This window comes from Streptomyces sp. NPDC059740, assembly GCF_042733155.1.
Taxonomy (GTDB): Bacteria; Actinomycetota; Actinomycetes; order Streptomycetales; family Streptomycetaceae; genus Streptomyces.
In genome coordinates this window covers 1-22,243 of sequence record NZ_JBHWGP010000042.1, presented here as the reverse complement: position 1 = coordinate 22,243, position 22,243 = coordinate 1, and the positions used below count along the sequence as shown (strand labels likewise).

At 72.7% G+C, this 22,243-nt stretch carries 17 protein-coding genes; 11 read left to right on the top strand and 6 right to left on the bottom strand.

Annotated features, from left to right (window positions below; translation table 11 throughout):
• The first annotated feature begins 119 nt into the window (after window positions 1-119).
• The 9 genes from ACFV3R_RS30295 (at window position 120) to ACFV3R_RS30255 (ending at window position 13,047) form a co-directional block, all read left to right on the top strand.
• Entirely contained in the window at window positions 120-1,043 is a 924-nt protein-coding gene (locus tag ACFV3R_RS30295) for a carbohydrate ABC transporter permease (RefSeq protein WP_385589802.1), read from the top strand.
• Window positions 1,043-1,960 carry a carbohydrate ABC transporter permease gene (locus ACFV3R_RS30290; RefSeq protein WP_385589800.1) on the top strand — a complete coding sequence of 306 codons (918 nt, stop codon included), beginning with the start codon at window positions 1,043-1,045 and terminating at the stop codon, window positions 1,958-1,960. Before ACFV3R_RS30295 ends, ACFV3R_RS30290 begins: the two co-directional genes overlap by 1 nt.
• Before the next feature lie 326 nt (window positions 1,961-2,286).
• Window positions 2,287-3,495: an ROK family transcriptional regulator gene (locus ACFV3R_RS30285; protein ID WP_385589798.1), complete on the top strand. Its 1,209-nt coding sequence runs from the start codon at window positions 2,287-2,289 to the stop codon at window positions 3,493-3,495.
• 315 nt (window positions 3,496-3,810) lie between these two features.
• Window positions 3,811-4,905, top strand: coding sequence for a sugar ABC transporter substrate-binding protein (locus ACFV3R_RS30280; protein WP_385589796.1), 1,095 nt, complete (start codon window positions 3,811-3,813; stop codon window positions 4,903-4,905).
• Between the two features lie 194 nt (window positions 4,906-5,099).
• Window positions 5,100-5,948: an ATP-binding cassette domain-containing protein gene (locus tag ACFV3R_RS30275; protein WP_385589794.1), complete on the top strand. Its 849-nt coding sequence runs from the start codon at window positions 5,100-5,102 to the stop codon at window positions 5,946-5,948.
• Window positions 5,948-7,249, top strand: coding sequence for a sugar ABC transporter permease (locus ACFV3R_RS30270; RefSeq protein ID WP_385589792.1), 1,302 nt, complete (start codon window positions 5,948-5,950; stop codon window positions 7,247-7,249). Before ACFV3R_RS30275 ends, ACFV3R_RS30270 begins: the two co-directional genes overlap by 1 nt.
• Before the next feature lie 473 nt (window positions 7,250-7,722).
• On the top strand, window positions 7,723-9,654 hold the full coding sequence (dxs, locus tag ACFV3R_RS30265; protein WP_385589834.1) for a 1-deoxy-D-xylulose-5-phosphate synthase: 1,932 nt from the start codon (window positions 7,723-7,725) through the stop codon (window positions 9,652-9,654).
• Window positions 9,655-9,943: 289 nt separating this feature from the next.
• Window positions 9,944-11,461, top strand: coding sequence for an amino acid permease (locus ACFV3R_RS30260; RefSeq protein ID WP_385589790.1), 1,518 nt, complete (start codon window positions 9,944-9,946; stop codon window positions 11,459-11,461).
• A 74-nt stretch (window positions 11,462-11,535) separates the two neighbouring features.
• The gene (locus ACFV3R_RS30255; protein WP_385589788.1) at window positions 11,536-13,047 is read left to right on the top strand and encodes an ArnT family glycosyltransferase; all 1,512 of its coding nucleotides are present in this window, start codon (window positions 11,536-11,538) and stop codon (window positions 13,045-13,047) included.
• Here the strand turns inward: ACFV3R_RS30255 and ACFV3R_RS30250 are convergent.
• Window positions 12,998-13,393, bottom strand: coding sequence for an NTP pyrophosphohydrolase (locus ACFV3R_RS30250; RefSeq protein ID WP_385589786.1), 396 nt, complete (start codon window positions 13,391-13,393; stop codon window positions 12,998-13,000). The two genes, ACFV3R_RS30255 and ACFV3R_RS30250, sit on opposite strands and share 50 nt — an antisense overlap.
• Window positions 13,394-13,624: 231 nt before the next feature.
• On the opposite strand from ACFV3R_RS30250, the gene ACFV3R_RS30245 reads away from it, so the two are divergent.
• Window positions 13,625-14,104, top strand: coding sequence for a nucleoside deaminase (locus tag ACFV3R_RS30245; protein ID WP_385589784.1), 480 nt, complete (start codon window positions 13,625-13,627; stop codon window positions 14,102-14,104).
• A 110-nt stretch (window positions 14,105-14,214) separates the two neighbouring features.
• On the opposite strand, the gene ACFV3R_RS30240 is transcribed toward ACFV3R_RS30245, so the two are convergent.
• The 3 genes from ACFV3R_RS30240 to ACFV3R_RS30230 form a co-directional block, all read right to left on the bottom strand.
• Entirely contained in the window at window positions 14,215-16,344 is a 2,130-nt protein-coding gene (locus ACFV3R_RS30240) for a 3-hydroxyacyl-CoA dehydrogenase NAD-binding domain-containing protein (protein ID WP_385589782.1), read from the bottom strand.
• Window positions 16,341-17,561, bottom strand: a complete 1,221-nt coding sequence (locus ACFV3R_RS30235; RefSeq protein ID WP_385589780.1) for a thiolase family protein — start codon at window positions 17,559-17,561, stop codon at window positions 16,341-16,343. Before ACFV3R_RS30235 ends, ACFV3R_RS30240 begins: the two co-directional genes overlap by 4 nt.
• A gap of 157 nt (window positions 17,562-17,718) precedes the next feature.
• Window positions 17,719-18,234, bottom strand: a complete 516-nt coding sequence (locus ACFV3R_RS30230; protein ID WP_385589778.1) for a GNAT family N-acetyltransferase — start codon at window positions 18,232-18,234, stop codon at window positions 17,719-17,721.
• Between the two features lie 616 nt (window positions 18,235-18,850).
• Here ACFV3R_RS30230 and ACFV3R_RS30225 point away from each other — a divergent pair.
• On the top strand, window positions 18,851-19,531 hold the full coding sequence (locus tag ACFV3R_RS30225) for a phosphoribosyltransferase (RefSeq protein ID WP_385589776.1): 681 nt from the start codon (window positions 18,851-18,853) through the stop codon (window positions 19,529-19,531).
• A 51-nt stretch (window positions 19,532-19,582) separates the two neighbouring features.
• Here ACFV3R_RS30225 and ACFV3R_RS30220 read toward each other — a convergent pair whose 3' ends face one another.
• Window positions 19,583-20,857: an HRDC domain-containing protein gene (locus tag ACFV3R_RS30220; protein ID WP_385589774.1), complete on the bottom strand. Its 1,275-nt coding sequence runs from the start codon at window positions 20,855-20,857 to the stop codon at window positions 19,583-19,585.
• Window positions 20,858-21,055: 198 nt separating this feature from the next.
• Entirely contained in the window at window positions 21,056-21,718 is a 663-nt protein-coding gene (locus tag ACFV3R_RS30215; RefSeq protein WP_385589772.1) for a LuxR C-terminal-related transcriptional regulator, read from the bottom strand.
• Between the last annotated feature and the right edge of the window lie 525 nt (window positions 21,719-22,243).

Sequence of the window (22,243 nt, the reverse complement as noted above, 5' to 3'; positions counted from 1 at the left end):
GGCCCCCGGCCGTTCCTCGGACGGGGGGGGGGGGGTCTGGGGCGGGGCCCCCGCGCGGCCCCCGCCCGACCCGGCACGGTAAGACGGACGGTCGTCAAGGATTCGGGGTCGGTGGGAAGATGCGACACGGCAGGTACCGCTTCATCGCGGGATTCCTCGTCATACCCTTGGTGCTCTACGCGCTGTTCGTCATCTGGCCCTTCGTCCAGTCCATCTACTACTCCTTCACCGACTGGTCCGGGCTGAGCCCCGACTTCAAGATGGTGGGCTTCGACAACTACGCCCGGATGTTCCAGGACGGGACCTTCTGGAAGTCGTTGCAGCACAGCGTCGTCTACGTGGTCATGCTGCCCGTCGTGGTGCTGGCCATCGCGCTGTTCTTCGCGTTCATGCTCAACGTGGGCGGCCGGAGGCGGAAGGGCGCCGCGGTCAGCGGGGTCAGCGGCTCGGCCTTCTACAAGGTGGTCTACTTCTTCCCGCAGGTCCTCTCCATCGTGATCGTGGCCCTGCTCTTCCAGTTCGCCTACAACCCCAACAGCGGCGCGCTCAACGCCTTCCTGGACGCGGTGGGGCTCTCCAGCATCCAGCCCGAGTGGCTCGGCGACCCGAACCTGGCGCTGTGGTGCATCATGGCGGTCCTGGTCTGGAGCCAGGTCGGCTTCTTCGTGGTGCTCTTCTCCGCCGGCATGTCCTCCATCCCCGCGGAGCTCTACGAGGCCGCCCTGATCGACGGCGCCCGGCGCTTCACGACCTTCTTCCGCATCACGCTCCCGCTGCTGTGGGACACCGTGCAGTCGGGGTGGGTCTACATGGGCATCCTGGCCCTGGGCGCCGAGGCGTTCACCGTGGTCAACGTCATGAGCGTGGGACCCGGCGGTCCGGCGGACGCCACCACCGTGCTGCCGCTGTACGTCTACCAGAAGGCCTTCCGCGACGGACAGGCCGCCTACGCCACCACCATCGGCGTCGCCCTCCTCGCCGTCACCCTCCTCTTCGCGGGCCTGGTGATGCGGCTGGGACGGCGCGAACGGCTGGAGTACTGATGAAGACCACCGACGTCACCGCCCCCGCCGGGACCACACCGCCGCGCGGCGGCGCGGTCGGCAAGGAGGCGCGGCCGGACCGGCAGGAACGGTCCGGCGGCGTGCTCAACGTCTTCTCGCACGGCATCCTGATCGCCTGGGCCGTCCTGGTGATCATGCCGCTGCTGTGGGCCGTCATGACGTCCTTCAAGGACGACAAGTCGATCTTCACCCGGCCCTGGTCGCTCCCCGACACCCTGCACTTCGAGAACTGGGGACGCGCCTGGTCGCAGGCGCACATGAGCGACTACTTCCTCAACACGATCATCGTGGTGGCGGGTTCGCTCTTCGGGACGCTGCTGCTCGGCTCCATGGTCGCCTACGTGCTGGCCCGGTTCGACTTCCCCGGCAACCGGTTCGTCTACTACCTGTTCGTCGGCGGGATGAGCTTCCCCATCATCCTGGCGCTGGTGCCGCTGTTCTACGTCATGCAGAACCTGGGGCTCGGGAACACCCTGCACGGCCTGATCCTGGTGTACATCGCCTACTCGCTGCCGTTCACCGTCTTCTTCCTCACCTCCTTCTTCCGCACCCTGCCCTCCTCGGTCGCGGAGGCCGCACTCATCGACGGCGCCTCGCACACCCGCACCTTCTTCCAGGTCATGCTGCCGATGGCCAGGCCGGGTCTGATCAGCGTCGGCATCTTCAACTTCCTCGGCCAGTGGAACCAGTACATGCTGCCCACGGTGCTGAACACCGACCCGAACAGCCGGGTGCTCTCCCAGGGGCTGGTGGCCCTGGCGACCAGCCAGGGCTACAAGGGCGACTGGTCGGGCCTGTTCGCCGGCCTGGTGATGGCCATGCTGCCGGTGCTGGCGGTGTACATCGTCTTCCAGCGCCAGGTCGTGGCAGGCCTGACCGCAGGCGCCGTCAAGTAGCCGGACGCGCCCCGGGGAGCACCGTTGCGCCTCCCGGGGCCCCGCGGGGAGAGGTTCGACCGCGGCGGCGGCTGGGCACGGCTGTAACCGGACCCGGCCGCCGCCCGCGCACGTCCGGGGCCGGGCCCGCGCGAACGGGCGCCGAGGGGCGGCCGGCGAAGGTAAAAGGAAGCGGACCGGTACTCGTACCCGTCAAGGACTTGACGGGAGGTGGCCTGGGCAGCTCAGCTTAGATTCATATGTTGGAGACAGCCGGGTCTCGGTGTCGCGGCCTGGCCGGCGGACGGTCGTCGTGCCGTCCACCGCAGGTGGGAGTGGATGAGTCAATGGAGACTCCGGGTTCGCAGTCGTCGCTGCACCGGGCCAATCTCGAGCGGGTCGTACGTGCCGTGCGCATGGCCGGCTCCCTGACCCAGGCCGAGATCGCCCGGACCACGGGACTGTCGGCGGCCACCGTCTCCAACATCGTGCGCGAGCTGAAGGAGGGCGGGACCGTCGAGGTCACCCCGACCTCGGCCGGGGGCCGCCGGGCCCGCAGCGTCTCCCTCTCCGCCGACGCCGGGGTCGTCGTCGGCATCGACTTCGGCCACACCCACCTGCGCGTGGCCGTCGGCAACCTCGCCCACCAGGTACTGGCCGAGGACACCGAGCCGATCGACGTCGACGCCTCCGCCGCCGAGGGCTTCGACCGTGCCGAGCAACTCGTCACCCGGCTGCTGACCAGCACCGGGGTGGAGCGGGGCAAGGTCATCGGCGTCGGGCTGGGCGTCCCCGGCCCCATCGACGTGGAGTCGGGCACCCTGGGTTCCACCGCCATCCTCCCGGGCTGGTCCGGCGCCAACCCCAGCCGCGAGCTGTCGGCCCGGCTGGGCGTGCCGGTCTACGTCGACAACGACGCCAACCTGGGCGCCCTGGGCGAGCTGGTGTGGGGGAGCGGCCGGGGCGTGGCCGACCTGGCGTACATCAAGGTCGCCAGCGGCGTCGGCGCCGGGCTGGTCATCAGCGGCCAGATCTACCGCGGACCCGGCGGCACGGCGGGTGAGATCGGCCACATCACCCTCGACGAGTCCGGGCCGGTCTGCCGGTGCGGCAACCGCGGCTGCCTGGAGACCTTCACCGCGGCCCGGTACGTGCTGCCGCTGCTGCACTCCAGCCACGGGCCCGACCTGACCATGACCGAGGTCGTCCGGCTGGCGGCCGAGGGGGACCCGGGATGCCGCCGGGTGGTCGCCGACATCGGCCGGCACGTCGGCAGCGGCGTGGCCAATCTCTGCAACCTCCTCAACCCCAGCAGGATCGTGCTCGGCGGCGACCTCGCCGAGGCGGGCGAACTCGTCCTGCACCCCATCCGGGAGTCCGTCTCCCGCTACGCCATCCCGAGCGCCGCGCGCCAGCTCGCCGTCGTCCCCGGGAGCCTGGGCGGCCGGGCGGAGGTCCTGGGGGCCCTGGCGCTGGTGCTGAGCGAGATGGGCGACTCCACCCTGCTGGACGGCGAGGTGGCCAGGCCCGTCGAGGAGCGGCAGGCCATCGCCTGAGCGGTGCGGAGCCCCCGGGGTGGCCCGGGGACGCGCGGGCGGTCGCGCACGGCCGTGGACGGCCGCCCAGGCCCCCCGGTGGCGGGTGGGAGCCGCCGGCCCGGGAGCCGGCCGCGGGCCTGCCGGGCTCCCCGGCGGGGTGCACGAGGCAGGGTGGCGGCCGAACTCCCCCGTCATCGCACTGCGTTCACTGAGCTAACGCATGGCACCGTTGTCATCTCGTTAAGTATTAACTCCTTGACGCTCTGGTGCGGGCCGAGTTGACTTCCAGGCACCTCGGCCGCAACGACGCGGCCATGTCAGGGAGGCACCCCAATGAACGCATGGACGCGTCGCGTTGTCATAGGCACCGCTGCGATCTCTATGGCCCTCTCGGTGGCCGCGTGTGGCAAGGCCGGGAGCGACGACAAGAAGGACGGCGGCGACGGCAAGACCATCGGTCTGCTGCTGCCGGAGAACAAGACCACCCGGTACGAGACCTTCGACCGCCCCTTGATCACCAAGAAGATCAAGGAGCTGTGCTCCGACTGCGACGTCTCCTACCAGAACGCCACGCAGGACACCCAGCGTCAGAAGAAGCAGTTCGATGCCATGGTCACCCAGGGCATCAAGGTGATCATTCTGGACGCCGTCGACTACAAGGCCACCAAGTCCTGGGTCAACCAGGCCGCGGCCAAGGGCGTCAAGGTCATCGCCTACGACCGGCTGGCCGAGGGCAAGATCTCCTCCTACATCAGCTACGACAACGAGAAGATCGGCCGCCTGCAGGGCCAGGCCCTCGTCGACGCGCTCGGCGACAAGGCCAAGGACAGCAACGTCGTCATGATCAACGGGTCGCCCACCGACCCCAACGCCCCCTTCTTCAAGCGCGGCGCCCACACCGTGCTCGACAAGAAGGTCAAGAAGATCGTGTACGAGCAGGACATCCCCGCCTGGTCGGCCGATGAGGCCAACAAGAAGATGGGCGCCGCCATCGACGCGCTCGGCAAGGACGGCTTCCAGGGCGTCTACGCCGCCAACGACGGCGAGGCCGGCGGTGCCATCGCCGCCCTGAGCAAGCACGGCATCAAGGTGCCGATCGGCGGCCAGGACTCCGAGCTCGCGGGCCTGCAGCGCATCATCGCCGGCACCCAGACCTACACGATCTACAAGCAGATCCAGCCGCAGGCGGACTCCACCGCCCAGATCGCGGTGGCGCTGCTGAAGGGCAAGAGCATCTCCTCCTTCGCCCCGACCAAGGTCGACGACCTCAGCGGCGAGGTCAAGGACATCCCGTCGAAGCTCTACGACGCGCAGGTCGTGACCAAGGGCAACATCAAGGACACGATCATCAAGGACGGCGTCTACAAGGTCTCGCAGATCTGCAACGGGCAGTTCAAGGCGGCCTGCGACAAGGCCGGCATCAAGTAGCACCCGCCCGCCGGGCCGCGGAGGTCTTCCCTCCGCGGCCCCACCGACCGGTCCGGACGCCCGCCGGGTCCCACGGCCACTGCCACGGGACCCGCCCCACGAGCCCACCCCGCCCTGGGCGCGGGCGGGCGCCGGACCGCTCCTCGCGAGCACCCGCCCCCAGCACCATTCCCGCCGACCCGGCGGTGAAGGAGATGATGCACGTGTCCGCTACGCCCGTGTTGGCGTTGCGTTCGGTCTCCAAGCGGTTCGGCGCCGTCCAGGCGCTCACGGACGTGTCCCTGGAGATCCACCCCGGTGAGGTGGTCGCCCTCGTCGGCGACAACGGAGCCGGCAAGTCCACCCTGGTCAAGACCATCTCCGGGGTCCACCCCGTGGACGAGGGCGCCATCGAGTGGGAGGGGCGCGAGGTCACCGTCAGCAAGCCCCACGACGCCCAGAACCTCGGGATCGCCACCGTCTACCAGGACCTGGCCCTGTGCGACAACCTCGACGTCGTCGCCAACCTCTTCCTCGGCAGCGAGCTGCGCAGCGCCTCGGTGCTGGACGAGATAGCCATGGAGAAGCGCGCCCAGGAGCTGCTGGACACCCTGTCCATCCGCATCCCCAGCGTCCGCATCCCCGTCGCCTCCCTCTCCGGCGGCCAGCGGCAGGTCGTGGCCATCGCCCGCGCCCTGGTCGGCGACCCCAAGGTCGTCATCCTCGACGAGCCGACCGCGGCCCTGGGCGTGGAGCAGACCGCCCAGGTCCTCGACCTCGTGGAGCGGCTGCGCGAGCGCGACCTCGGCGTGATCCTCATCAGCCACAACATGGCCGACGTGCAGGCCGTCGCCGACCGGGTCGCCGTCCTGCGGCTGGGCCGCAACAACGGTGTCTTCGACGTCGCGACCACCACCGCCGAAGAGGTCATCGCCGCCATCACCGGCGCCACCGACAACGCCGTCACCCGCCGCAAGGCCCGCACCGTCGAGGCCCGGGAGCCGGCAAAGGCGCCGGAGACCGTTCCGGCGCAGCAGGAGCAAGAGACGAAGGAGGAGGCGTGATGAGCGACCTCACCAAGACGACCTCCTCGGAGGCGGACGGCGCGGACACCGCCGCCGTCGACACCCCGCCGCCACCCGCCGTCGACCCGCGCCTGCTGGTGCGGGAGGAGGGGATGGCCGGCTACTGGAACGACTTCAAGCGCCGCATCCGCGGCGGTGAGCTCGGCTCCCTGCCGGTCATCATCGGCCTGGTGCTGATCGCGATCATCTTCCAGATCGCCAACAGCCACTTCCTCTCCGCCGACTCGCTGACCAACATCAGCGTCTACATCGCCTCCACCGGCATCATGGCCGTCGGCATCGTCTTCGTGCTGCTGCTCGGCGAGATCGACCTGTCGGTCGGCTCGGTGGCGGGCGTCGGGGCCGGCGTGTGGGGCGTGCTGAGCGTCACCCACCACCTCAACGACTGGGTCGCGCTGCTGTGCGCACTCCTCGCGGGCCTGGCGATGGGCGCGCTGCACGGCTTCTTCTTCGCCAAGGTCGGCGTCCCTGCGTTCGTCGTCACCCTCGCCGGCTTCCTCGGCTGGAGCGGCTTCCAGATCCTGCTGATGGGCGACGAGGGCTCCCTCAACGTCCCCAGCGGCAGCATCGTGGAGGACCTCACCGGGTACTTCTTCGCCGACAAGGCCGCCGCCTACGGCCTCGCGGTCGTCGCGGTGCTCGCCTACGCCGGCTCGCTCCTGCTGGAGGCCAAGCGGCGCAGGGCGGCGAACCTGACCGCACGCCCCGTCGGCGAGATCGTGGTGCGCACCGTCGTCGTCGCCGTGATCGCCTTCGTGGTCGCCTACGTCCTCAACGAGATGGACGGCTCCCGCGGTCTGCCGCTGGCGCTGGTGGTCTTCCTCGCGATCCTGGTCATCGCCGACTTCGTGGCCCGCCGCACCACCTTCGGCCGGCAGGTCTTCGCCGTCGGCGGCAACGCCGAGGCCGCGCGCCGCGCCGGCATCAACGTGGCCAAGGTCCGGATCATCGTCTTCGCCCTCTCCGGTGCCCTCGCCGTCATCGGCGGCCTGTTCACCGCCAGCCTCCAGGGCGGTCCCACCCGCGACCTGGGCGGCGGCAACACGCTGATGGACGTCATCGCGGCGGCCGTCATCGGCGGCACCAGCCTCTTCGGCGGTCGCGGCAAGGTCTGGTCCGCGCTGCTCGGTGCGCTGGTGATCACCTCCATCGAACAGGGCCTGAACCTGCTGTCCATGGACAGCTCGATCCAGTACATGATCACCGGCGCGGTCCTGCTGGCCGCCGTCGTGATCGACTCGGTCTCCCGCCGCACCCAGAAGACCGCCGGCCGCACCTGACCGCCACCGGTGCCGCACGGCAGAAACGGCCCCCGCCGGGCTTCTCCGGCGGGGGCCGCGCCGTTGCCGCCCGGCCCCTTCCACGACCCGGACCGCACCGGTGTGACGAGGTCCCGTCCGCGTCCGCGCAACCCGCGGCGCGCCCGGGCCCGTCCCCTTGAGGGACGGGTCGGCCCGCCGGGGAACCGTGCGGCGGACTCGTACGCGTTCACCTGACCGGGTGACATAGATCGCACATCCCGGGCGTCGGTCCGCGAGACGGAACACTAGACTCGGCAGATCGACGACGGAGTCGAGAGATCGGCACCGGACATGCGAACCTGAACGACCGGAACGGCCCGAACGGACCCGAGCGACGAGAGCAGCTCGACGTTCGAACAACTTGACAGACAGCTCGACAGCAAGGAGGCACAGTGCCACAGGTGCCGCGCACGGCGCGTCAAACCGAGGTGGTGACGGGCGACTCGCGGGAGCTGCTGACCCGCGTGAAGGGCCCGCGCGACCTCGACTCCCTCACCGTGGAAGAGCTGGAGCGGCTCGCGCAGGAGGTCCGTGAGTTCCTGGTCTCCGCGGTCTCCAAGACCGGTGGCCACCTCGGCCCCAACCTCGGCGTGGTCGAACTGACCATCGCCCTGCACCGTGTCTTCGACTCGCCCCGGGACAGGGTCCTCTTCGACACCGGGCACCAGTCCTACGTGCACAAGCTCCTCACCGGGCGCCAGGACTTCTCCCGCCTCCGCGCCAAGGGCGGCCTGTCCGGCTACCCCTCCCGCGCCGAGTCGGAGCACGACGTCATCGAGAACAGCCACGCCTCCACGGTGCTGGGCTGGGCCGACGGGCTGGCCAAGGCCAACCAGGTGCAGGGCCGCGACGACCACGTGGTCGCCGTCATCGGTGACGGCGCCCTCACCGGAGGCATGGCCTGGGAGGCGCTCAACAACATCGCCGCCGCCAAGGACCGCCCGGTCGTCATCGTCGTCAACGACAACGAGCGCTCCTACGCTCCGACCATCGGCGGCCTCGCGGACCACCTGGCCACCCTGCGCACCACCGACGGCTACGAGCGCTTCCTCGCCCGCGGCAAGGACATTCTGGAGCGCACCCCGGTCGTCGGCCGCCCGCTGTACGACACGCTGCACGGCGCGAAGAAGGGCCTGAAGGACTTCATCGCCCCCCAGGGCATGTTCGAGGACCTCGGCCTGAAGTACGTCGGCCCCATCGACGGGCACGACGTCGCCGCCGTGGAGTCCGCCCTGCAGCGCGCCAAGCGGTTCGGCGGCCCCGTGCTGGTCCACTGCCTCACCGAGAAGGGCCGCGGCTACCAGCCGGCCCGCCAGGACGAGGCCGACCAGTTCCACGCCGTCCCCGTCATCCACCCCGACACCGGTCTGCCGGTGAAGCACTCCGGGGCCGACTGGACCAGCGTCTTCGGCGAGGAGATGGTCAAGCTCGGTGCCGAGCGCCCCGACATCGTCGCCATCACCGCCGCGATGATGCGCCCGGTCGGCCTGCACGGCTTCGCCGAGGCCTACCCCGAGCGGGTCTTCGACGTCGGCATCGCCGAGCAGCACGGCGCGGTCTCCGCCGCCGGCCTGGCCACCGGCGGCCTCCACCCGGTCTTCGCCGTCTACGCCACCTTCCTCAACCGCGCCTTCGACCAGCTCCTGATGGACGTGGCCCTGCACAGGTGCGGCGTCACCTTCGTCCTGGACCGCGCCGGTGTCACCGGCTCCGACGGCGCCTCCCACAACGGCATGTGGGACATGTCCATCCTCCAGTGCGTCCCCGGGCTCCGGCTCGCCGCCCCGCGCGACGCCGACCAGCTCCGCGCCCAGCTGCGCGAGGCCGTCGAGGTCAAGGACGCGCCCACCGTGGTGCGCTACTCCAAGGGCTCGGTGGGCCCGGCCGTCCCGGCGCTGCGGCAGGTCGGCGGCATGGACGTGCTGCGCGAGCCGAGCGGCGAGGGGGACCGCCCCGACGTCCTGCTGGTCTCGGTCGGCGCGCTGGCCCCGATGTGCCTGGAGGTGGCCGACCTCCTCGACAAGCAGGGCATCTCCTCCACGGTGGTCGACCCCCGCTGGGTCAAGCCGGTCGACCCGGCGCTCCCCGCGCTGGCCTCCACCCACCGGGTCGTGGTGACCGTGGAGGACAACTCCCGCACCGGCGGCGTCGGTTCGGCGATCGCGCAGGCGCTGCGGGACGCCTCGGTGGACCTTCCGCTGCGGGACTTCGGCATCCCTGAGAAGTTCCTGGACCACGCCTCCCGCGACGAGATCCTGGCCGAGATCGGGCTGACCGCACCGGCGATCGCCCGTCAGGTCACCGGCCTGGTCTCCCGCATCGACGGCCGGCTGGACGCCGGCAAGGCCCAGCCGGAGCCCGCCGCCGAGGTCGTCGGCGACTGACGGCCCCGCGGCTCCTCAAGCCGCGGCCACCGGCACCCGAGGCCGGCGGGACCCAGTGGCGTCCCGCCGGCCTCGGCTGTACCCGGTCCCGCCCGGTGACGCGCCGGAACCGCCCCGAGCCGCCACCGCCGGGGAGTCCACGCAGGTCAGCCCCGCACGCCCGACCGCACGCCGAGCGCCCCCATCGGGTGAATAGTCCCGCCGCCGCGCCACGTTGCGACCCGCCCCGTGTGAGCAGTCATCAGACTCGACCAGTGGGACAGGTGTCGGTCGAGCGCGGAGGTACGTGGTGAGCAGCACGCGGCAGGACGGTCCCCGGGAGCGCGGGGTCTTCCGCACCAAGTCGGTGGAGCAGTCCCTGGCGGACACCGAGGAGCCCGAGCACGGACTCCGCAAGTCGCTCTCCGCACTCGACCTCACGGTCTTCGGGGTCGGTGTCGTCATCGGCACCGGCATCTTCGTCCTGACGGGCAAGATCGCCAAGGAGAACGCGGGACCCTCCGTCGCCCTCGCCTTCATCGTCGCCGGCGTCGTCTGCGCCCTGGCGGCCCTGTGCTACGCCGAGTTCGCCTCGACCGTCCCGGTGGCCGGCTCCGCCTACACCTTCGGCTACGCCTCGCTGGGGGAGCTGCCCGCCTGGATCATCGGCTGGGACCTCGTCCTGGAGCTGGCCCTGGGGTGCGCGGTGGTGGCGGTGGGGTGGTCGGGGTACATCCGCTCGCTGCTGGACAGCGCCGGCGCGCACCTGCCCCAGGCGCTCTCCGGGACCCATGAGGGCCGGTTCGGGTTCGACCTGCTCGCGGCGGTCCTGGTGCTGGTGATCACCGCCGTCCTGGTGGCCGGCATGCGGCTGTCCTCGCTCGTCACCAACGTCATCGTCGGCGTGAAGGTGACCGTGGTGCTGCTGGTCATCGTCGCCGGCGCCTGCTTCGTCTCCGGCGCGAACTACACCCCGTTCGTCCCGCCCTCGCAGCCCGCCACGGGTGGCAGCGGCCTGTCCGCCACCCTGATCCAGCTCATGGCGGGCTTCACCCCCTCCAACTACGGCGGCACCGGCATCTTCTCGGCCGCCGCCGTGGTCTTCTTCGCCTTCATCGGCTTCGACATCGTCGCCACCGCCGCCGAGGAGACCCGCAACCCGCAACGCGACGTGCCGCGCGGCATCCTGGGCTCGCTCGCCATCTGCACCCTGCTGTACGTGGCCGTCTCCCTCGTCGTCACCGGCATGCAGAAGTACAGCGACCTGTCGACGGACGCGCCGCTGGCGGACGCCTTCAAGGCGGTCGGCCACCCCTTCTTCGCCGACGTCGTCAGCTTCGGCGCCGCCGTCGGGCTGACCTCGGTCTGCATGATCCTGCTGCTGGGCCAGAGCCGCGTGTTCTTCGCCATGAGCCGGGACGGGCTGCTGCCGCGCGTCTTCTCCCGCGTCCACCCCCGCTTCGGCACGCCGTACCGCTCCACCATCGGCCTGGGAGTGATCGTCGCTCTCGTGTCGGGCTTCACCTCCATCGACGTCCTCGCCGAACTGGTCAACATCGGCACCCTGTTCGCCTTCGTCATCGTCGCCGCCGGGGTGCTCGTGCTGCGTGCCGCCCGGCCCGACCTGCCCCGGGCCTTCCGCACCCCCTGGGTCCCGGTGGTGCCGGTCCTCTCGGTACTGGCCTCGCTGTGGCTGATGCTCAACCTCACCGCGGAGACCTGGCTGCGGTTCGGGATCTGGATGGCGATCGGCGTGGTCGTCTACTTCGCCTACGGTCGCGCGCACAGCCGGCTGCACGCCGAGCGGCCCCCCGTTCGCGGGCGCTGACACGTTACGGTGACCGTGGTCGCCGGCCCGCGTCGTCCCGGGCCGCCGGCGCCCGGCCCGCTTACCTTGTGGCCGTGCCGACCCACCTCCCCGCCGCTCCCGCCCCGGCCCCCGGCCGGTCCGCCGCGTGGGCCCGCACCGCGGACCGGCGGCGCTACTGGGGGCGGCTGCTGCCTTCCCTGGCCGCCCTCGCCGTGGTCACCCGCCTGCCCTCCTTCCGCCGCCCCGTGTGGAACCCGGACGAGGGCTACCTGGCCACCCAGGCACGGATACTCGCCGCCGGCGGCCGGCTCTACACCACGGTGGTGGACCGCAAACCGCCGCTGCTGCCCTGGCTCTACCGGGCCTGCTTCGCCGTTTTCGGCGACCGGTCGCTGTGGCCGGTGCGGGTACTGGCCCTTCTCGCGGGGCTGGCGACGGCGGTCCTGCTCGCCCACCTGGCACGTCGGCGACACGGGGAGCGTGCCGGGTGGGTGGCGGGCGTACTGGCGCTGACGGCGTCGGTGGGGCTGAACCCGCAGGACGCGCAGGCGGCGCTCTTCGAAGTCTTCATGCTGCCCTGGGCGGTGGCGGCGTTCGTCTGCGCCGACCACCGCCGCTGGGGTGCCGCCGGTCTGTGCGCCGCGGCTGCGGCACTCACCCGGCAGACCGGCGCGGTGGCGCTGCTGCCGGTGGCGTGCCTGCTGCTGCGCACCGTCCCCGGCCTGGCGCCCCGCACCGCCGCCGCGGGCCGGGTCGCCGCCGGCTTCGCCCTGCCCCTCCTGGCCGCCGCGGCCTCGACCTCGCCTGCCGGCTTCCTGTTCTGGACGGTGTCGGGTTCGGGTACCTACCTCTTCTCCACCGCCGGCCTGGCCGTCGCGCTCGGCCGGGCGGCGGGCAACGCGGCGCTGCTGGCCGCCGGCAGCGCGGGGCTGCTCTGGCCGGCGCTGCGCCGCCCGCGGGCCGCCCCCGCGGAGGTGCGGTGGTGGCTGGGCGGCGCGCTGCTGGGCGTGACCCTGGGCCTGCACTTCTTCGGCCACTACTACCTGGAGCTGGTGCCGCCGCTGGTCCTGCTGGCGGCAGCGGCGCTCTCCCGGCTGCCGGCCCGCACCGCCACGACCGCGCTGGTGCTGGGCGGCGTCTCCTGCACCGCCTTCCTCACCTGGGGCCTCCTCACCCAGCCGTCATGGCTGCGGCACTCCGAGGAGGTCGCACACGCCGTCCGGGCGCGCACCGCCCCCGGTGAGGCGGTGTGGCTGTGGGGCATGCACCCCGAGCAGTACTGGCTCGCCGACCGTCCGCCGGCCACCCGGTTCCTCACCGCCGGACTGCTGACCAACCACGCCGGCGGCCGCCCGGCCGCCACGGTCGGCGCCGCGTACGGGGTACCGGGCTCCTGGGACGTGCTCCGCGCCGAACTGCGGACCCACCCGCCGCGGCTCGTCGTCGACGACTCGCTGGGCCAGGCCTACGGCCCGCGGCGCGTCCCGGAACTGCGCCACCTGCTGCGGGGGTACCACCGGGTGGGGAGCGTGGGGGGAGCGGTGCTCTACGCACTCACGCCGGAGGAGGGCCAGGCCGACCGCGGACACTCGAAGGCCCCGTGACCTCCGCGCCCAGCGCCCGGACCCGGGACCGCAGTTCGCGGTCGGCGGTCACCACCACACACCGGCGCTTCCCGGCCTCCTCGGCCGCCAGCTCCACGATGCGGTCGTCGCCGCTCCCGGGGGCCGCCACGACGTGCACCCCCGGGACCTCCTCGACGCCGCGCGCCGCCCCCTCGACCACCAGCACCAGCTCGACCGGGCCGTCCACCAGGCCCGGCAGGCCCTCGGCGGCGAGCGGGACGAGGGCGTCGCGGAGCCGGCGCGCGGCGCCCGGCCGGTCCCGCCACCACCCGTCGGGGACGGACCCCACGACGTTGGCCGCGTCGACGATCACCACAGGAAGCATTACCCCAGCCTGTCATCCTTCCGGCCACCGGCCGAACCGGACCGCCGGCGGGCACGGGAGGGCGGGACGCCCGTCCTCCGCCCCCCACGGCCACCGCACCGGCCCCGACGCCCGCCGACGCCCCGGGCGGCCCGGCCCCTCGTCCGCCGCCTCCGGTGTCGCCCGGGCAGCCCCGGGTACGCGGCAGGTCCCCGGGACGGGACACGCAGCCGACGTGAAGGAGAGCCCACCGTGGTGCAGACCGCCGACCCCGAAGCCCTCCTCCAGCGCGCCGTGGACCTGTCCCAGCAGGCGGTGGACGCCGGTGGACGTCCCTTCGGCGCCCTGGTCGTGCTCGACGGCCGCACGGTGGGGGAGGGGCGCAACAGGGTGGCCCCGGCCAACGACCCCACGGCACACGCCGAGATCGAGGCGCTGCGGGCCGCGGGGCGGTCCCTGGGACGGCCCGTCCTGGAGGGCGCGGTCCTCTACGCCAGCAGCGAGCCCTGCCCGATGTGCCTGGCCGCCTGCTACTGGGCCGGAGTGACGCGCGTCGTCCACGCCGCCACGACCGACGACGTCGCCGCCTGCGGCCTGGCGGACCGCCGGCTGTACCGGGAGCTGGCCCTGCCGAAGGAGTCGCGGGCGCTGCCGGCCGAACAGGTGCCGGGAAGCGTGCGGGAGGAGGCCGTGGTGGTGCTGCGGCGGTGGGCGCGGTCGGCGGACGGGTGAGCGGGCGCGCGGTCGCCGCCCCCGGGCACGGCGGAGGGGCGGGCACTTCCCGCCGGGAAGCGCCCGCCCCTCCTGCCAACCGCCGTCCGCCGGTCAGACCGGGACGCCGGCTAGGCCGGGACGCTGGCCACGCCGGGGGCCAGGAACCGCTTGCCGTTGACGCGCTCGGAGACGCCCGCGCGGTCCAGGTACGGCGTGACGCCGCCCAGGTGGAAGGGCCAGCCCGCGCCGGTGATCAGGCACAGGTCGATGTCCTGCGCCTCGGCGACGACGCCCTCGTCCAGCATCAGGCCGATCTCCTGCGCCACCGCGTCCAGCACCCGGTCACGCACCTGCTCCTCGGTCAGGACGGTGTCGCCCTGCTTGAGGAGGGCTGCGACCTCCGGGTCCAGCTCCGGCTTGCCGGAGTCGTGGACGTAGAAGCCGCGCTTGCCGGCCTCGACGACCGCCTTGAGGTTCGGCGAGACGGTGAAACGCTCGGGGAAGGCGCCGTGGAGCGTCTCCGAGACGTGGAGGCCGATCGCCGGGCCCACCAGCTCCAGCAGCACCAGCGGCGACATCGGCAGGCCCAGCGGCTCGACGGCCCGCTCGGCCACGTCCACCGGGGTGCCCTCGTCGATGACGTTCTGGATCTCGCCCATGAAGCGGGTGAGGATGCGGTTGACGACGAACGCCGGCGCGTCCTTCACCAGCACCGCCGTCTTCTTCAGCGACTTGGCCACCGAGAAGGCGGTGGCGAGCGCCGCGTCGTCGGTCTTCTCCGCCCGGACGATCTCCAGCAGCGGCAGGATCGCCACCGGGTTGAAGAAGTGGAAGCCCACGACCCGCTCGGGGTGCGCCAGCTCCGCGGCCATCTCGGTGACCGAGAGGGAGGAGGTGTTGGTGGCGAGGATCGCGGTCTCCGGGACCACGGCCTCCACCTCGGCGAACACCTGCCGCTTGACGCTCATCTCCTCGAAGACGGCCTCGATGACGAAGTCCGCGTCACCGAACGCCGCCGCCTTGTCCAGGGAGCCCGACACCAGCGCCTTGAGGCGGTTGGCCTTGTCCTGGTGGACGCGGCCCTTGAGCAGCAGCTTGTCGATCTCGCCGTGGACGTAGGAGACGCCCTTGTCGATCCGCTCCTGGTCGATGTCGGTCAGCACGACCGGCACCTCCAGGCGGCGGGCGAACAGCAGCGCCAGTTGCGAGGCCATCAGGCCCGCGCCGACCACGCCGACCTTGGTGACCTTGCGCGCCAGGCTCTTGTCGGGCGCGCCAGCCGGCCGCTTGGCCCGCTTCTGCACCAGGTTGAAGGCGTAGATGCCGCTGCGCAGTTCACCGCCCATGATGAGGTCGGCGAGCGCCTGGCTCTCGGCGTCGAAGCCGGCCTGGAGATCCCCGTCCTTGGCGGCGGCGATGATGTCCAGCGCCCGGTAGGCGGCCGGCGCGGCGCCGTGCACCTTGGAGTCGGCGATCGCCCGGCCCTTGGCCACGGCGGCGTCCCAGGCCTCACCGCGGTCGGGCTCGGCGCGCTCCACGGAGATCTCGCCCTTGAGGACGGAGGCCGTCCACGCCAGCGACTGCTCCAGGAAGTCGGCGCCCTCGAACAGCGCGTCGGCGATGCCGAGGTCGTAGACCTGGCCGCCCTTGAGCTGCTTGTTCTGGTTGAGGGAGTTCTCGATGACGACGCTGACGGCACGCTCGGCGCCGATCAGGTTCGGCAGCAGCACGCAACCGCCCCAGCCCGGCACCAGGCCCAGGAAGACCTCGGGCAGCGAGAACGCCGGCACCGCGGCGGAGACCGTCCGGTAGGTGCAGTGCAGACCGATCTCCACGCCGCCGCCCATCGAGGCGCCGTTGTAGTAGGCGAAGGTCGGCACCGCCAGGCCCGCCAGCCGCTTGAAGACGTCGTGGCCGCCCTGGCCGATGGCGTGCGCGTCCTCGTGCGACTTCAGCAGCTCGACGCCCTTGAGGTCGGCGCCGACGGCGAAGATGAACGGCTTGCCGGTCACCCCGACACCGACGATCTCGCCTGCCGCGGCCTCCTTCTCGACCTGGTCGATCGCCGTGTTGAGGTTGGCGAGCGACTGCGGGCCGATGGTGGTCGGCTTGGTGTGGTCGTGCCCGTTGTCCAGCGTGATCAGCGCGAACCTGCCGGCGTTCGACGGAAGGTCGAGGTGGCGTACGTGGGCGCTGGTGACGACCTCGTCGGGGAACAGCTCGGCTGCGCCCTTCAACAGCTCGGTGGTGGTGCTCACTTGCCTGCCCCCTCGAAGTGCGGGTTCTCCCAGATGACCGTGCCGCCCATGCCGAAGCCGACGCACATGGTGGTGATGCCGTAACGGACCTGCGGCTGCTCCTCGAACTGCCGGGCCAGCTGCGTCATCAGGCGCACGCCGGAGGAGGCGAGGGGGTGGCCGAAGGCGATCGCGCCGCCGTACTGGTTGACGCGCGGGTCGTCGTCGGCGATGCCGTAGTGGTCCAGCAGGGCCAGCACCTGGACGGCGAACGCCTCGTTGATCTCGAACAGGCCGATGTCGTCGATGGACAGGCCGGCCTTGGCGAGCGCCTTCTCCGTCGACGGGATCGGGCCGAAGCCCATGACCTCCGGCTCCACACCCGCGAAGGCGTAGGAGACCAGGCGCATCTTCACCGGCAGGCCCAGCTCGCGCGCCACGTCCTCGGCGGCCAGCAGGGAGGCGGTCGCGCCGTCGTTCAGGCCCGCGGAGTTGCCCGCGGTGACCCGGCCGTGGGCGCGGAAGGGCGTCTTGAGGCCGGCCAGGCCCTCCAGGGTGGTGCCGGGGCGCATCGGCTCGTCGGCGGTGGCCAGGCCCCAGCCCGTCTCACCGGCCTCCTCGTTGGTGCGGCGCACCGAGATCGGGACCAGGTCGGCCTGGATCCTCCCGTCGGCGTAGGCCTTGGCGGCCTTCTCCTGGCTGCGTACGGCGTACTCGTCGGCGCGCGCCCGGGTGATGTGCGGGAAACGGTCGTGGAGGTTCTCCGCCGTCATGCCCATGAACAGGGCCGACTCGTCGACCAGCTTCTCCGAGACGAAGCGCGGGTTGGGGTCGACGCCCTCACCCATCGGGTGGCGGCCCATGTGCTCCACACCGCCGGCGACGACCACGTCGTACGCGCCGAAGGAGAGGGAGCCGGCGGTCGTCGTCACCGCGGTCATCGCGCCCGCGCACATGCGGTCGATGGAGTAGCCGGGGACGCTCTGCGGCAGGCCCGCCAGGATGCCGGCCGTGCGGCCGAGGGTGAGGCCCTGGTCGCCGATCTGGGTGGTCGCCGCGACGGCCACCTCGTCGATACGGGCGGGGTCGAGGTCCGGGTTGCGGCGCAGCAGCTCCCGGATGCACTTGACGATCAGGTCGTCAGCGCGGGTCTCGTGGTAGATGCCCTTCGGGCCCGCCTTGCCGAACGGGGTGCGGACGCCGTCGACGAAGACGACGTCCCTAGCGGTACGAGGCACGTTGGCTCTCCTCCAGGTGCGGGGTGGCACTGCTGCGGGCGCACGGTCACAGCGCGCCGCACCGTCATGCTACTTGCGGGTAACCACCGTGTCGACGGCCTGCGGACGCCCGGCGGACAAGCGGCGAAGGTCACACCCGGCGCGCCGGGGCCGGCCGTCACCCGGCGGTCAGTGCCCGCTGCACCAGAACCGTGTCCAGCCAGCGGCCGTGCTTGTACCCGACCCTCACCAGCCGGCCTGCCTCGGCGAACCCCAGGCGTCGGTGGAGCCCCAGGGAGGTCCGGCCGCCGGTGTCGGCGATCACTCCGATCATCTGCCGGGCGCCGGCCCTGGTGGCCTCGGTGATCAGCGACGTCAGCAAGGTGGTCCCCAGGCCCCGTCCGACGGCGTCGGGGGCCAGGTAGACGGTGTCCTCCACGGTGTGGCGGTAGGCCGGTTTCGGACGCCAGGGCCCCGCGTAGGCGAAGCCGGCCACCTCACCGGCCGACTCGGCGACGAGGAAGGGGAGCCCGCGCTCGGCCAGGTCGGCCAACCGGTCCTCCCAGTCGGCGACCGTGGGCGGTGTCTCGGCGAAGGTGGCGACGGTGTGGCGGACGTAGTGGGCGTAGACGTCCGCCACGGTCTTGAGGTCCGTGGCGGACGCCGGACGGACCAGGGTGCGGTCGACGGTCATGCCCGGTTACCTTCCCACCGGGCACCGCCCCGACGCCGGGCGGACGCGGTGGCGGGGCCGCCCGGCGCAGTGCGTGGCCACCCGCCGCCTGCCGGTGGGGGGCAGTGTGCGCGCCGCGGGAGGACCGCGCGCGGCCCGTTCGCCCGTTTGGGTGGTGCCCTGGGGGGAACCCGAACAGGTCCAGGACGTCGACGTCCGGCGGTGCGGCGCGGGCCGCCGCGTCCACCGCCCCGCTGAAGGAGGGATGACGGTGACCACTCCGCAACCGCCGGGACGCCCCGGCCCCATCGACCCCACACCGGTCCCGCCGAACCCCGGCCCCACACCGGGCCCGGGCGGACCCGAGCCGGGCCCCGGACCCGGCCCCGTGCCGGCCCCCGGCCCCGACCCCGTGCCGGAACCCGGGCCGCCCGGGCCCGGACCCGACCCCGTGCCCCCGGACCCCACGCCGCCCGCACCGGGACCCGAGCCGGGCCCGGCCCCCGGACCCGTGCCGGCCCCCGAACCGACGCCGTAGTCCCGGGGTACCCGACCTCGCGGACGGGGTGCGGGTCCGCCCTCGCCGCCCGGCGGGGCACCGGCCTCGCCGGGCGCCACCAGCGGTAAGGAGTACGGGATGCGCTTCACGGACCGACGGCAGGCCGGTCTCTACCTCGCCGAGCGACTGCGCGAACCGGTCAACGGTGAGGACCGCACCGACGAGGCCGGTGTGGGCTGGCCGGAGAGCCGGACCGACCCGCTGGTCCTCGCCCTGCCGCGGGGCGGGGTGCCGGTGGCCGCCGAGGTGGCCCGCGACATGGCGGCCGAGCTGGACGTCCTGGTGGCGCGCAAGATCGGCGCACCGGGCCGCCCCGAGGTCGCCGTCGGGGCGGTGGCGGGGGAGGGCGAGCCGCTCTTCGACACCGGGTCCCTGGCCTACCTGGGGCTGACACCGCAGGACATGGCCGGGGACGTCGAGCGCGAACGCGCCGAGATGCGCAGACGCGAGGAGGCCTACCGGCCGGGCCGCCCGGCTCCCCGCATCGCCGACCGCACCGTCTTCCTCGTCGACGACGGCCTGGCGACCGGCATGACCTCCCGCGCCGCCCTGCAGGCGGTCCGGTCCGAGCGGCCCGCCCGGATCGTGCTCGCGGTGCCCGTCGGGGCGCCGGACACGGTGGCGGCGCTGCGGCCGGAGACCGACGAACTGGTCTGCCTCCACACGCCGCACAGCTTCTTCGCGGTGGGCGAGTGGTACGACGACTTCACGCAGGTCTCCGACGAGGAGGTCACCCGGCTGCTGGCCGGCAATGCGTGAGGCACCACCGGGAGCCGGGGAGCCACGGGGAGGCGGCCCCGGCCGAGGTCCTTACTCCCCGGTCTCCACCAGCACCTGGCTCAGCAGCGGCGAGACGTGCTCGACCTGCCAGGGGCGCGCGCCCAGGGCCGTGAGGAACGCGGCCACCGATGCCTGGGACGGATCGGCCGGTGGCTCCCAGCACAGCCGCCGCACGGTGTCGGGCGTGATGAGGTTCTCCTGCGGCAGGTTCAGCTCCTCGGCGAGGGTGCTCACCGCGGAGCGGGCCGCCGCGAGCCGCGCGGCGGCAGCCGGGTCCCGGTCGGCCCAGGCCCGCGGCGGGGGCGGTCCGCCCTGTGCCTGACCCGGCTGCGGAAGCTCGCGTTCCGGCAGCGCCCGGGCGCGGTCCACCGCCGCCTGCCACTGGTCGAGCTGACGGCGCCCGGTGCGGCTGCCGAACCCCGGCAGCGCGGCCAGTGCCTGGACGTTCACCGGCACCGCCAGCGCCGCCTCGACGATGGCCGCGTCCGCCAGGACCTTGCCGGGGGAGACGTCGCGGCGCTGTGCGATGCGGTCGCGCGCGTTCCACAGTTCCCGCACCACGGCCATCTGCCGACGGCGGCGGACCTTGTGCATCCCGGAGGTGCGGCGCCACGGGTCCTTCCGCGGCGGCGCCGGCGGGGCCGCGGCGATGGCGGCGAACTCCTGCTGCGCCCACTCCAGCTTTCCCTGCGCGGCCAGCTCCTCCTCCAGGGCGTCGCGCAGGTCGACGAGGAGTTCGACGTCGAGGGCGGCGTAGCGCAGCCAGGGCTCCGGCAACGGGCGCGAGGACCAGTCCACGGCGGAATGGCCCTTCTCCAGCGCGAAGCCCAGCACGTTCTCGACCATGGCGCCCAGGCCGACGCGGGGGAAGCCGGCGAGCCGGCCGGCCAGCTCGGTGTCGAAGAGCCTGACCGGTGACATGCCTATGTCGCGCAGGCACGGCAGGTCCTGGGTGGCGGCGTGCAGCACCCACTCCTCGTCGCCGATCGCCTCGTTGAGGGAGGTGAGGTCGGGGCAGGCGACGGGATCGATCAGGTGGCTCCCCGAGCCCTCCCGGCGCAGCTGGATCAGGTAGGCGCGCTGTCCGTAGCGGTAGCCGGAGGCCCGCTCGGCGTCGAGGGCGACCGGCCCGGTGCCGGCGGCCACGGCCGCGACGACCTCGGCGAGCGCCTCGGGGGTGGTGGTGACCGGCGGAATGCCCTCGCGGGGTTCGAGCAGGGGGACCGGTGCCGGGCGGGTTTCCGGAGGCGTCTCTGAGCTGGTGCGCGGGGGCGCGGCTGCTGCGGTCTTCTCGGCGTCGGTCACCGGTCAAGGGTATCGGGGAACGCGCCGAGCCCGTCGGGGGAACGGTCCCTCGACGGGCTTCGACGTGGTCTTCGGCAGGTCACAGGGGCCTTCCGGGCGGTGCCGGCGGGCCCGGGACGTGCCGGGCGGAAGGGGGAGAGGGGGTACCGGACGGCGGTCCGGAGGGAAGGACGCGGTCGGACGGGGAGAGGGGGGCGGTCAGTGGATGATGCCGGTACGCAGGGCGACGGCGACCATGCCGGCGCGGTCGCCGGTACCGAGCTTGCGGGCGATACGAGCCAGGTGGCTCTTGACGGTCAGCGCGGACAGGCCCATCGAGACACCGATGGCCTTGTTGGACTGGCCCTCGGCCACCAGGCGCAGTACCTCGACCTCACGGCCCGAGAGTTCGCGGTAGCCGCCCGGGTGACCGGGGGCGCCCGGGGGGCGGCGGTGCAGGCGGGTGGCGCCGGCACCGAGCGGTGCACCGCCCGGGCGTCCGGGGATGCCCAGGTTGGTGCGGGTGCCGGTGACGACGTAGCCCTTGACGCCGCCGGCGAGGGCGTTGCGCACCGCGCCGATGTCGTCCGCGGCGGACAGGGCGAGGCCGTTCGGCCAGCCCGCCGCCCGGGTCTCGGACAGCAGGGTGAGGCCGGAGCCGTCGGGCAGGTGGACGTCGGCAACGCAGATGTCGCGCGGGCTGCCGACGCGGGGGCGGGCCTCCGCGATGGACGACGCCTCGATCACGTCGCGCACACCGAGCGCCCACAGGTGGCGGGTGACGGTGGAGCGGACACGGGGGTCGGCCACGACGACCATGGCCGTCGGCTTGTTCGGGCGGTAGGCGACCAGGCTGGAGGGTTGCTCGAGGAGAACAGACACCGGGCCTCCTGGGGGAGTGGCGGGAAGGAAGGAACACGGGCCCCGGTCGTCGGGACGAGCCGGAACGGTCCGTGAGTGAAGAGTCACTGACCTCTTCGGCAGCAAAGTGGACGGACTTTAGCGGTCGATCACTATTTAGTTAGTGACAATCCGGGCGAATCGGACGACTGATCGATCAATGCTGATCACAGCGGTGATCAGAGGGTGTCCGCGAGGGCGAACGGGAGCCGCTCCCGTGACGGCGCCGCGGTCCGCCCCTCCCGTGCGGAAGCCGAGTCCGTCACCGCCACCGGACGCGGTGGTGCGGGACGCGGGGTGCGGGTGGGCCGCAGGCCCCGGGGGAGGATGGTGCCGGCCGGCCCCCGAATCACCGGAGAACGCCGGGGCCGCCGGCCCCCCCCCGGGCGGGGGGGGGGGCGGGGCCCCGCCGGGGGGGCGGATGCCGGTGGGGCGCTCTGCGCCGGCGGCGTGGACGTCGGAGCACTCTGCGCGGGAGGCCCGGGCCGCAGGTCAGCCGAGTACGGC